This window comes from Burkholderia alba (assembly GCF_034721475.1).
Taxonomy (GTDB): domain Bacteria; phylum Pseudomonadota; class Gammaproteobacteria; order Burkholderiales; family Burkholderiaceae; genus Burkholderia; species Burkholderia alba.
In genome coordinates this window covers 1-12,258 of sequence record NZ_JAWJWL010000030.1, presented here as the reverse complement: position 1 = coordinate 12,258, position 12,258 = coordinate 1, and the positions used below count along the sequence as shown (strand labels likewise).

Annotated in this window: 9 protein-coding genes; all 9 read left to right on the top strand. The window is 65.3% G+C overall.

The genetic code is table 11. The annotated features are described in order from the left end of the window. Positions 1-1,150: 1,150 nt before the first annotated feature. Positions 1,151-2,077 carry a type VI secretion system protein TssA gene (locus tag RZR99_RS26900; RefSeq protein ID WP_323122824.1) on the top strand — a complete coding sequence of 309 codons (927 nt, stop codon included), beginning with the start codon at positions 1,151-1,153 and terminating at the stop codon, positions 2,075-2,077. 30 nt (positions 2,078-2,107) lie between these two features. Beyond that, positions 2,108-2,659: a type VI secretion system contractile sheath small subunit gene (gene tssB, locus RZR99_RS26895; RefSeq protein WP_323122823.1), complete on the top strand. Its 552-nt coding sequence runs from the start codon at positions 2,108-2,110 to the stop codon at positions 2,657-2,659. Next, entirely contained in the window at positions 2,656-4,167 is a 1,512-nt protein-coding gene (gene tssC, locus RZR99_RS26890; protein ID WP_323122822.1) for a type VI secretion system contractile sheath large subunit, read from the top strand. Before tssB ends, tssC begins: the two co-directional genes overlap by 4 nt. Positions 4,168-4,320: 153 nt before the next feature. Next, entirely contained in the window at positions 4,321-4,848 is a 528-nt protein-coding gene (locus RZR99_RS26885; RefSeq protein WP_323122821.1) for an Hcp family type VI secretion system effector, read from the top strand. A gap of 77 nt (positions 4,849-4,925) precedes the next feature. After that, positions 4,926-5,351 carry a GPW/gp25 family protein gene (locus RZR99_RS26880; RefSeq protein WP_323122820.1) on the top strand — a complete coding sequence of 142 codons (426 nt, stop codon included), beginning with the start codon at positions 4,926-4,928 and terminating at the stop codon, positions 5,349-5,351. A gap of 16 nt (positions 5,352-5,367) precedes the next feature. Further along, entirely contained in the window at positions 5,368-7,230 is a 1,863-nt protein-coding gene (gene tssF, locus RZR99_RS26875) for a type VI secretion system baseplate subunit TssF (protein ID WP_323122819.1), read from the top strand. Next, entirely contained in the window at positions 7,227-8,207 is a 981-nt protein-coding gene (gene tssG, locus RZR99_RS26870; protein WP_323122818.1) for a type VI secretion system baseplate subunit TssG, read from the top strand. Before tssF ends, tssG begins: the two co-directional genes overlap by 4 nt. 2 nt (positions 8,208-8,209) lie before the next feature. After that, complete coding sequence (gene tssH / locus RZR99_RS26865; RefSeq protein ID WP_323122817.1) at positions 8,210-10,915, top strand: type VI secretion system ATPase TssH; 2,706 nt, start codon at positions 8,210-8,212, stop codon at positions 10,913-10,915. Positions 10,916-11,083: 168 nt separating this feature from the next. Continuing rightward, positions 11,084-12,258 (top strand): type VI secretion system Vgr family protein (locus RZR99_RS26860; protein ID WP_323122816.1); only part of this gene is annotated, 1,175 nt, incomplete at its 3' end.

Here is a 12,258-nt window from a genome sequence, read left to right as displayed (position 1 = left end):
GCGATGAGGTTGGGGGCGCGTCGGATTCTAAGCTCAATGCGCCGAAGGCGATGAACCGGACGAGTCGCGCTCGAGGAGGGTGGGATTCGGTTGCCCAAATATATGGCAGTCCTACTCAAATTGGAAGAAGTGATGCGCGAACCGGGACGATGAAGCATTGACCCCGTGAAGGGGTGCAAGCGTCCATTTCAGCATCGCTTGATTGATTTGGATTGCAGATTAATTTGGCGGGGCCGGTAAATCCTGAAGGCATCGATCGGCGTCGTGTCGATGATCGACCGGGCGGCGCCAAGTAAATGGATGGAAGAGATGTCGTCGGATATGAGCGGCCGTTCGCGCAATGCGGGCTGGTCAAACGGGGAAATTTTACTTATTACATTTAATTAGAAGGAAATTTTGCTAACCAATCGGTTGATTGCGTGGCCTCGGTTGATTATTGGTGTTCGATTGAGGACTCTGAAAATTCAATCCGATGATTGTTTGCTAAAACAGTTAACTACGCATCTGATTGTGCATGTGGAAACGATCCCATCGACGCCATTACCCATTTTAGAATGAGGAATCTGGTCGAATATCATGCAGAAGGATTGATTAATTTCAGCTTGCACTGATAAGGACGAGGGATTATATTTGCCCCTGATGCAAGGTATTCAGTTCGATCACATTTAACAGGGAACCCCTCTATCGATATTTGGAATCGATTGCACGCTGTCGTTTGAATGCTGAGTATGGCTCTGTGTCCATTTTGCTTCAAGTGGGCCCCAGGCCTTTACCTGCAAGGATCTGACGCCCATGCGGCGTACCATCTGCTGCTCGCTTTCCAGGGGCCGGCAGTGTGAATCCTTATTGGTCGATGCATTCTGCTCAGATACATCTAGTAACAAATTACCGCCGAAAGTACGCTTGACGTATTTTGGGTGGAGGGTGTTGCATCGATTTTTATTGCCCCGTTTTTGCATCGCGATAATCGTCTCGTCGATTAACTGGTTACGTCCTAGTTTTTGGCGGAGACTGCGGTCGATTTGTGCGTGGCACCAATGGCCTTGGGTTTAAATATAGAGACGTTTGTCTCATTCGTCAAATTTTGTTTGATGCGCGTTGCCGTGACTGAATGAGACGTCAATATCATTGGTAATTTCGAGGAGTTGTAATGATCGAGGGTGGACAGGTCGAATCGCCGCCAGAACCCGATGCACTGGACTTCGACGAGGATTTCGTCCGGATCGATGCGGCAATTTGTGAATACGATTCGGTGGGAAATGCGCCGCAGCGAAAAGGCGAGGGCGCCTTTCAATGGGTTCCTATTGAAAATGCCTGCCTGGTGCTATTGAAAAAGGCCAAGGATATCCGCGTGGCGATCTGGTACATCCGGGCCTGCATGGTGCGGCGCGGGCTGTCCGGGCTGGCCGACGGCGTGAGGCTGCTCGCCGGCGTCATGAGCGCACCCGCCGACGAGATTCATCCCCGCGCGCTGCCGGGCGAGTCGGCCGGCGAGATCCACGCGCTGCAACTCGGCTGGATTGCCGGGCCGCAGTTCGCGCATCAATTCGGCTGTGCGCGATTCGAGGGGCGGGACGTGACGCTGGCCGCGTTGGCGAACGGCGAGGCCGCCGCGATACTGGACGATCGGGATTATCAAGAAAAAGCACATAGTGTTCTGCATGACATTCAGGATTCCTTTTTAAAAATAACGGAATCGATGCGAGTCGCCGGGCAACCGTTCGAGATCTCGCGGGTGATGGATCTGCTCGGCCGGGCGCTGTCCAGATTGGGGGCGTCGCCTGCCGGAACGGGCTCGGCAGCGCCTGCCGCGCCGCCGTCGCCCGTGGTGGAAGCCGGGCGCGGCCCGCCGGGAGACACCGGCGCCGCCCTGGCGACGCGAGAGGACGTCGAGGCCGTGCTGGAGCGCGTAGCCGAATATTTCCGGATTCACGAACCGAGCCATCCCGCGCCGATTTTTCTATCGCGCATCCAACGCATGCTGGGCGCGGGTTTCGAGGAAGTGATGGCGGAGCTGTATCCAGAGGGAGCGGCGCTGGCGGCCCAGTTGGGGCGTCCCGTCGGATCCGTCAAATGATCGATGTGTTTATGAGGAGGGCTGAAAGCCATGGTGCGTCAGAAGGACGGGCAAAAATTCATCGGGGAAAGCCGCGCTCCCCGGGTTCAGATCGAGTACGACGTCGAAGTCTACGGGTCGCAGAAGAAGGTCGAGCTGCCTTTCGTGGCGGGCGTGATGGCGGATCTGTCGGGTGACAACGTCGAGCCGCTGGGCGCGGTGGAGGAGCGCCGGTTCTCGGAGATCGACGTCGAGAACTTCGACGAACGGATGGCGCAGATCGCGCCGTCGCTCAGCTACCACGTGAAGAATGTGCTGACGGACGACGGCACGTTGATCCCGATCGACCTGAACTTCACGTCGATGGATTCGTTCGAGCCGGCGGAAGTCGTCAAGCGCATTCCGGAGCTGTCCACGCTGCTCGAGGCGCGCAATCGGCTGAAGGAGCTGCTGACTTACATGGATGGGAAGGCGGCGGCCGAGGACCTGATCCACGAGCTGCTGAAAAATTCGAAGTGGGCGGATGACGAAGCCCCCGCACCCGCGCCGGCGGACGCCGCCGGACCGTCCGGCGACGCCGCGCCGCCCCAGGAGGTCAAATGAGCACGCTCAATCAGCTGGAACCGTCGGCGGAACGCATCGTCGTCGACGAACCGCTCGACGACGATCTGAAGGGCATCCTGCGCCGCTCGTTCCGGCCGCGCACCAACGAGGCCGCCGAGGCGGTGCAGAGCGCGGTCGAAACGCTGCTGACCTATGCGCGCCGCAGCCGGGTGGTGGTGCGCGAGGACGTCGCGCAGACCATCGAGCAACTGGTGGCGGAACTCGACAAGAAGATTTCGAGCCAGCTCACGCAGGTGCTGCACAACAAGCGCTTCCAGGCGCTCGAAGGCGCGTGGCGGGGGCTGCATTATCTGGTGTCGAACACGGATACCAGCGAGAACCTCAAGATCCGCTATCTGAACGTGTCGAAATCCGATCTGGGCAAGACGCTGCGCCGCTTCAAGGGCGTGGTGTGGGACCAGAGCCCGATCTTCAAGATGGTGTACGAGCAGGAGTACGGGCAATTCGGCGGCGAGCCGTTCGGCTGCCTGATCGGCGACTACGAGTTCGACCACAGCATGCAGGACGTGTCGATCCTGACCGAGATGTCGAAGATCGCGGCGGCCGCGCATGCGCCGTTCATCGCGGCGGCCGCGCCCGGTCTGCTGCAGATGGACAACTGGAACGAGCTGTCGAACCCGCGCGACGTGTCCAAGATCTTCACGTCGACCGAGTACACCTTCTGGCGCCGTCTGCGGGAGAGCAACGATTCCCGCTACCTGGCCTTGACCTTGCCGCGCTTTCTGGCACGGGTGCCTTACGGGCCGAAGACGCAGCCGGTCGAGGAGTTCGGCTTCGAGGAGAAGGTCGATCCGGATCGCGCGGAAGATTTCTGCTGGGCCAATTCCGCCTATGCGATGGGCGCGAACATCACGCGTGCCTTCAAGACCTACGGATGGTGCACCAAGATCCGGGGCGTCGAGTCCGGCGGAGCGGTGGAGGTGCTGCCGAAGTTCGTGCTGCCGTCGCAGGACAACGAGGTCGAATTGCACTGCCCGACGGAAATCGCGATTTCGGATCGCCGCGAGCACGAGCTGTCGGAATCCGGCCTGATGCCGCTGGTGTACCGGAAGAACTCCGACACCGCCGCGTTCATCGGCGCGAAAACCGTGCATCGTCCGGCGATCTACGAGGACGACGACGCCACGGCGAACGCCAACCTGTCGTCGCGCCTGCCGTACATCTTCGCGACCTGCCGGTTCGCGCACTACCTGAAGTGCATCGTCCGGGACAAGATCGGCTCGTTCAAGTCGCGCGAGGATACGCAGCGCTGGCTGAACGACTGGCTGATGAATTACGTCGACGGCGATCCGTCGATCTCGAGCGAGACCACCAAATCGCAGCGCCCGCTGTCCGCGGCGGAGGTGGTCGTCGACGAGATCCCGGAAAACCCCGGCTACTATCGCGCGCAGTTTTTCCTGCGTCCCCATTTCCAGCTGGAGGGTTTGACCGTGTCCCTCCGGCTGGTCTCGAAGCTGCCGTCGACCAAGCAGGAATCGGCGAGCTGACCGGCGACGGCCGGCCGGCTGCCGCGCATCGCGATTCGGGCGGCGGCCTTCGAGGCGTCGCCCGGCGGCATCGAGGCTGATGGCGCCGGGCGGTAATCGGTGTGTACACGGTGGGTTAGTTGGTCTTCTTAAAGTAATTTAGGAGTTCTGAGAATGGCAAATGCGTTGGTTGATTATTTCTTGCAGATCGACGGCGTCGAAGGCGAGTCGACCGATCAGCAATATCCGGGTCTGATCCAGATCCAGAGCTGGCAGTGGGCGGAAGAAAACTCCGGCCGCTGGGGGTTTGGCAGCGGCGGCGGTGCGGGCAAGGTCGAAATGAAGGATTTCGAATTCCGCATGGTGTCGAACAAGGCGTCGCCGAAACTGTTCCTGATGTGCGCGACCGGCGATCACATCGCCAGCGCCAAGCTGATCTGCCGCAAATCGGGCAAGGGGCAGCAGGAATTCCTGACGATCACGTTCGCGAGCGGTCTGGTGTCGTCGTTCCGCACGCTCGGCAACATGCCGTTCTCGCTGCTCGGTCACGGCAGCGGCGAAGTCGACAACGTGCTGCCGACGGATGAAATCAAGGTCAATTTCGCCCAGATCGAGTTCGAGTACCGCGAGCAGCGCAACGACGGCACGATGGGCGCGGTGATCAAGGCCGGCTACGACCTCAAGCTGAACGCGCCGATCTGATCGGACCCAGCGTCTTCTTGTTCGAGCAAACCATGGATCGTGTTGCGGCCTAGGACGCAACACGCGGGAATACGCATGTGAGCGCGCATCTCTACAACAAGCTGTCGAGGCGGTTTCGCCGGGATTCGCTCCAGGAGGTAGTGGGATATCACCTGGTCGAACTGATGAACTGTGCGTTGCGCGGCGCGCGAATCGGCGCGCCGGACAACAGCCCTGTGGCGCATTCGGTGCTGAACTACGGCTGCCCGCCGATGCAGGCGGCCGGCGCCACCCGGATCGATCCGGTGCATGCGGCTTCGCATATCTGCGAAGTGCTGCGCCGGTTCGAGCCGCGCGTGGACAGCACGCGAACGAGTGTGCGGCCGAGAGCCGGCGGCGGCAGACGTGCGCCGCAGACGCTGTACTTCGACATCCTGACGACGGCTCGCGACGATGGAGCCGAGATCAGGGTGAGCCTCGCGCTTGACTACCTGAGCGGATTTTTCAGTCTGGTCGGCGATTGATGAACTGCGAACGATCATGAACTTCCTGGACCATTACAACGATGAACTGCGCCAGTTGCGCGACGCGGGTGCCCGCTTTTCCAAGGAGCATCCGCAGGTCGCATCGGCGCTCGGCCTGCATCCGGATGCGGTCACCGATCCGTTTGTCGAGCGGTTGCTCGAAGGCGTAGCCTATCTGTCGGCACGGGTGCAGACACGTCTCGATCGCGAATGCGCGGAATTCGCGCAACAGGCGCTCGGGCGTGTCTGCCCGCTATTCATGGGCGCGACGCCCGCGCTGACGACTTTTGCCTTTCATCCGGATCTGGATTCGCCGGAAGCGTTTCGCGGCAGCACGCTGCCGAAGGGCTCGCTGGTCGCGGCCCGTTTGCCCGGGCGCAAGCTGCCCGTGACGTTCGCCACCGCGCGGGACGTGACGATGCTGCCGCTGCGCCTCGCCAAGGTGGAGTGCAGCCGCAGCCTGAACGGCCTGCCGACGCTGCTCGCGCAGCGCCTGGCGTCGTCGCAGGCGGTGTTGCGGTTCCGTTTCGAACTCGAGGGCGTGTCCACGATCGGCGAGCTGGGGCGCGGCGAAACGGGATTCGAGCCCTTGCACCTCAGCCTGGCCGGCGATCTGCCGCGTGCGTACGCGCTTCATCAGGCGCTGCTCGCATCCAGCAGCGCGTGGTACGCGGTGGTGCCGACCTCGCGCGGCGACGAGGTGCTGACGCTGCCGATGGCGGGGATCCGCCTGTCCGGCGTCGACGACGCCGAAGCGCTCCTGCCGCCCGATTTCGGCGGACTGCCCGGCCTGCGGCTGCTGCGCGAGTATTTCGCGCAGCCGACCCGTCTGCTCGGCGTCTATCTCGACGCGCTCGCGGCGATCTCCTCGGCCGATCCGACCGCGCGCGCGTTCGAACTGTTCTTTGCGTTGCAGCACGTGCCGAACGGACTCGTCGGCGAAGTCGACGCCAGCCAGTTCCGCCTGTTCGCGACGCCCGCGATCAACCTGTATCCGAAGCGCTTCGATCCGGTTCCCTACGACGCCAATTTGACCGAGCAGTGGATTCCGGTGGACCGGATGTCGCCGGCCGCGCATCACTTGTGGGGTTTGACCGAGGTGCGCGTGTGCGAAAGCAACGGCAAGTCGCATGCCGCGCGCTCGGTGCTGGAGACGGGCGGCTACGAAGCGCGGGGCGAGGCGATTCGTTACAGCCTGCGGCGCGAGAACGCGCTGCTCGCCGACGGCGCGCGGCGCGATCGCTTCGATCCGCTGGCGAGCCACGATCTGATTGCCGTGTCGACCTTCGACGATACCGTCGAACTGGACGATATCGCGTCGATCGCCGGCAAGGCGCTGGTGGCCGATCGCGACTGGCGGCCCTCGGCGCTGCTCGACGCGGAGCTGAGCCTGCTCGATCCGGTGGCGGTGCGGCGCATCGAATGCCTGTGGCCGGCCAGCACGCCGCGCGGGATGCCGGCCGTCGACGCGTGCTGGGAAGCCGTGTCGCATCTCGGCCGCAATCCGCTCGCGCTCAACGGCGAACGATCGCAGGACATCACCGCGCGCGTCGTCGAACAGCTGCTGCTCGCGATCAATCACGAGGATGCGCTGGACCGGCAGCGCGTCGACAGCCTGCGCTCGGTGCAGCTCGGCGCGCGTTTCATCGCCGCCGGCCGGGCGACGCCGCTCGCGCTGGTACGCGCGATGCGCGTCGAGATCGACGTGGCCGAATCGGCGCACGCGGATCGCGGCGGCTGGCTGTTCGGGCGCCTGCTCGCGCAGGCGCTCGCCGAGGCGGTGACGCTCAACGACGGCGTCGAAGTCGTCGTCAAGCTCGACGGCGAACCGGTCAGCACGCATCTGAACACGGCCGCCGGCAGCGGGAGGCTGTCGTGAAGCTCGCCCGCGTCGCTCAGGCGCTGACGCCCCGCCGGACCTTCTTCGAACTGATGCGCCGGGTCGAGGTGCTGGAGCGCGAGCGGAGCGGCTCGGCGCGGCGGGTGCGCCGCAGTCCGGCCTGGCTGCGCATCGAGCAGTCGGCCGACATGCGCTTCGCTAGCACGGAGGTCGATCGGGTGAAGGTCGATCTGCCGCGTCTGATCGAAGTCGACGATCACCCGCGCGTCAGCGTGATCCAGCGTCACTTCGGCCTGTTCGCCCCGTACGGTCCGCTGCCGCTGCATGTGACCGAACACGCGATGCAGGAGTTGCGCTTCGAGCGCAACGCGGCGTTCGAGCGCTTTCTCAACGTCGCGTGCGGAGATCTGGCGTGGCTGCATTACATCGCGTGGTCGTCGATGCATCCGGTGCTCGGCTACGAACGCGCGCGCAATCCGTTCGTCGAGCGCGTGACTGCGCTGGCGAACGCGAGCGCGCCGTCCCGCCGCGATGCGACGACGGATCACGCGCACGCATGCCGGTGCGCGTTTCCGGGCATCTATTGCGCGCCGCGCCGCTCGCTGGCCGACCTGCAGCGGGTGCTGGCCCGCTATTTCGGCGTGCCGCTGCGCGTCGCGCCGCGCTTCGGCCGCTGGATTCCGGTGCCGTGCGCGCCCCGCGGCGGGCGGCGAGTGGGCGCATGGCGGCTCGGCGCGCGGATCTGGGATGTGCAGCATTCGATGGAGATCGTGATCGGTCCGATAGAGGCCGACGAGTTTTACCGTTGGCAACGCCGATCGGCGGCTGTGATGGCGGTATGCGCAGTCGCGACGGATTTCGTCGACGGCAGGATCGATCCCGTCATCAAGGTTCAGGTGCGCACGCGCCCTGAGCTGGCGGGGAAAGTGGGGCGCATGCGCATCGGCGTCGATGCGTGGTCTCGGCCGAATCATGCGCTGCGCACTCTGACCATCTACGAAACTTTTCGGGACTAGACGTGAATCGCGAACGTATTTTCAACTGTCTCGGCCGCACCACCTATGCGGCTCTTGTGGACGCCACGGCGCTGGGCCGGTCGCGGCGGCACACCTTCATCGATCTCGATCACTGGGCGCTCTGCCTGCTGCAACGCGAGCAGAGCGACCTGGCCAAGCTGTTCGCCGAATGGGGCCACGACGTCGGCGACGTGAAGCGCCGGCTGGAGAAGGCGCTCGATGCGTTCGACGTCGGCGGCGAATCGCTGCGGGACATTTCCGGCTCGCTGGAGCGCAGCGTGGGTCCGGCCGTGATCTGGAGCCAGGTGGCCGCGCCGTCGGGCAAGGTGCGCTCCGGTCATCTGCTGCTGTCCTGGCTGGACGACGATCTGACGCGCCGCTGGCTCCGGCAGCGGATCCCGCAAGGGATCACGGAGGCGTCGACCGACGAGATCGTGAAGCGCTACGAGGCGCTGGCCGCGGGCTGGCCCGAGGCCATCGAGAGTCCGTCGCAGGCCGACGGCGATGTGCCCGCCGACGGGCCGGCGCCGGACGACGCGCTCGCGAAGTGGGCGACCTGCCTGACCGATCAGGCGGCGCGCGGCGAGCTGGACCCGGTGGTGGGGCGCGACGACGAATTGCGGACCGTGATCGACGTCCTGTCGCGGCGGCGCCAGAACAACCCGATCCTGGTCGGCGAGGCCGGCGTGGGCAAGACGGCCGTGGTCGAGGCGCTCGCGCAGAAAATCCACGCCGGCGCGGTACCGCCGGGGCTGCTCGGCGCGCAGGTCTGGGCGCTCGATCTGGCCCGGCTGCAGGCGGGGGCCGGCGTGCGCGGCGAATTCGAGCAGCGTCTGAAGAGCGTGATGGACGCGGTGCTCGCCGCGCCGAGCCCGGTCATCCTGTTCTGCGACGAAACCCACACGCTGATCGGCGCGGGCGGCGCGGCGGGCACCGGCGACGCGGCGAACCTGATCAAGCCGATGCTGGCGCGCGGCCAGCTGCGGATGGTGGCGGCCACCACCTGGTCCGAGTACAAGCAGTACATCGAACCGGACGCGGCGCTGACGCGGCGGTTCCAGGCCGTGCCCGTCGAGGAGCCGGACGACGCGGCGGCGGTCGACATGCTGCGCACCATCGCGCCGCGCTTCGCCGCGCACCATCGGGTGCAGATCGTCGACGCCGCGCTTTGCAGCGCGGTGGCGCTGTCGCGCCGCTATCTGCCCGCTCGGCAGTTGCCGGACAAGGCCATCAGCCTGCTGGACACCGCCTGCGCGCGGGTGGCGATGAGCCAGAGTTGCGCGCCGGCCGAGCTGGAACGGCTCGAGCAGCAGGTGCTCGCGATCGGGCAGACCCTCGGATGGCGAGCCAACGACCGCCGCATGGGCGTGTCGACGCCGGGCGACGAAGCCGAGCTGGAAGCGCGGCGCGACCGCCTGAGCTTGCAGGCGCGCGCGCTCGAAAGCGTGGTCGAGGATCAGCGCGGCGAGGTGCGAGGCTGGCTCGCACGCATGAACGCGGTCGCGGGATCGCCGGCGGCGCAGGACGGCGCCGCGCAATGGGACGCGCACGGCGACGCGGACCGGTGGGTGCGACCGTGGGTCGACGAGCACGTGGTCGCCGAAGTGCTCGCGGAATGGACCGGCGTGCCGGTCACGCAGCTCGCGCACGACGAAGCGCGGCGGATGGTCGAGCTGGAGCGCTCGCTCGGCGAGTGCATCCACGGGCAGGCGGGCGGCATGCGCTCGATCGCGCAGGCGCTGCACGTCTCGCATTCGGGGCTCAACGATCCGCAGCGGCCGCTCGGCGTGATGCTGCTCGCCGGGCCGACCGGCACCGGCAAGAGCCAGGCGGCGGCGAAGCTCGCCGAACTGCTGTTCGGCGGCGAGCGCAATCTCGTGCAGTTCAACATGAATGAATTCCAGGAGGCGCATACCGCGTCGACGCTGAAGGGCGCGCCGCCGGGCTATGTGGGTTACGGCAAGGGCGGGCGGCTGACCGAGGCGATCCGCAAGAAGCCGTACAGCGTGCTGCTGCTCGACGAGTTCGACCGCGCGCATCGGGACATTCACGAAGTGTTCTACCAGGTGTTCGACCAGGGTTGGATGGAGGACGGCGAAGGCCGGCGCATCAGCTTTCGCAACAGCCTGATCCTGTTGACCACCAATCTGGGGGACGCGGAGATCGAGGCGGCGTGCCAGGCCGATCCGCAGGTATCGCAGGCGAAGCTCGAGGCGCTGGTGCGCGAGCGGCTGGAGGGGCGGTTTTCCGCGGCTCTGCTGGCGCGGATCCAGATCGTCGCGTTCCGCCCGCTCGACCTCGATGCGCTGACGGGCATCGCGCGGCAGGCGCTCGACGAGATCGGGCAGCGCCTGGCGCAGACTGCGCTCGGTTGGCGCGCGGACGATAACGTCGCCGGCTGGATCGCGCAGGCGGTGGCGCGCCATCCGGCCAACGGCCGCGCGGTGCGCGACCTGCTGCGTCAGCACGTGATGCCCGCCGTCGCGCGCGGCGTGCTGGCCGCGCGTGCGGAAAACCGCGTGCTTCGGACGGTGCGGCTGTCGGCGGGCGATGCATTGTCGCTCGCCTTCGACGACGACCTTGACCCGATCGCCGAGGCGGTGCATGTGCCGGCCGAGCCCGCCGGCGCGATCGCGGCGGACGTCGTCGCGATCGCAGCCGATGTGCAGGCGGATGCGGGATCGAAGGGGGAACCGGCATGCGTCTGATCGAACTGCGCAGCGATGCGCTGGACCCGGGCTGCATCGCGCTCGCGCTGGTGGTTCAGGAGAACTTCTCGNGCTTCGCCTACTCCTACACGGGCGTCAGTTACTCCGAGGTGGGCGTGGATCTGAAGAAACTCGGCATGCAGGTGAAAAACTGATGGGAGAGCCTGCATGCGTCTGATCGAACTGCGCAGCGACGCGTTGGCCCCGAGCTGCATCGCGCTCGGCCTGACGGTCCATGAGCATTTTTCACGGGAGCCGTCGTACCGGCTCGACGTGCTGAGCCGCGATCCGGAGCTGGACTTCGACGCGCTGCTGGGCACGCCGCTGTCGGCCGACATCGACCTGGGCGGCGGCGCGGTACGGACCTTCAGCATGAACATCTTCGGCGGCTACGACACCGGCCAATTGAGCGGGCAGTACACCTACACGCTCGACCTGAGAAGCTGGCTGTCGTTTCTGGAGGAAAACCGGAACAGCCGGATCTTCCAGAACCTGACGGTGCCGGAGATCGTCGAGCAGGTGTTCCAGGGGCATCGGCGCACGGACTATCGCTTCGAGCTGGAAGGCGCCTACGAGCCGCGCGAATACTGCGTGCAGTTCCAGGAGAGCGACCTGAACTTCGTCAAGCGGCTGCTGGAAGACGAGGGCATCTACTTCTGGATCGAGCACGAGACGGACCGGCACGTGGTGGTGATGTCCGACACGCAGCGTTTCGACGATCTGCCGTTTCCGTATGGGCAGCTGGAATATCTGCCCGACGGAGAGGAAGCGCGGGCGATCCAGGGGCGCGAAGGGGTGCAGCGGCTGCAGCGGACGCGGCGGGTGCGCTCGAACAACGTCGCGCTGCGCGATTTCAACTACTGGGTGCCGTCGAACCGTCTGGACAGCGATGCGCAGACGCCGCCGGAGCCGGCGCTGTCGGGCGTGCCGCTCGAATACTACGACTACGCGGCCGGCTATCAGGATCAGCAGAACGGCGAACGCCTCGCGCGGCTGCGGCTGGAGGCGTTCCAGGCCGATGCGCGCGTGCTGATCGGCGAGGCCAATGCGCGTAGCCTGGCGACCGGCCGCGCCTTCACGCTGGCCGGGTATCCGGCGGTTTCGCGCAATCGGCGCTACTACGTGATCGGCAGCGAGCTGTCGTTCGTCCAGGACGGCCCGGACAGCACGTCGCAAGGGCGCAACGTCGCGGTGAAGTTCCGCGCGCTGGCCGACGACCAGCCGTACCGGCCGCTGCTCGTGACCAAGCGGCCGGAGGTGCCGGGCATCCAGAGCGCGACGGTGGTGGGGCCGCAGGTGTCGGAGGTCTACACCGACAAGCTCGGGCGCATCAAGGTGCATTT

Coding starts and splice junctions, on each gene's coding strand:
- RZR99_RS26900 (WP_323122824.1), top strand. CDS start 1,151: ATGATCGAGGGTGGACAGGTCGAATCGCCGCCAGAACCCGATGCACTG.
- tssB (WP_323122823.1), top strand. CDS start 2,108: ATGGTGCGTCAGAAGGACGGGCAAAAATTCATCGGGGAAAGCCGCGCT.
- tssC (WP_323122822.1), top strand. CDS start 2,656: ATGAGCACGCTCAATCAGCTGGAACCGTCGGCGGAACGCATCGTCGTC.
- RZR99_RS26885 (WP_323122821.1), top strand. CDS start 4,321: ATGGCAAATGCGTTGGTTGATTATTTCTTGCAGATCGACGGCGTCGAA.
- tssF (WP_323122819.1), top strand. CDS start 5,368: ATGAACTTCCTGGACCATTACAACGATGAACTGCGCCAGTTGCGCGAC.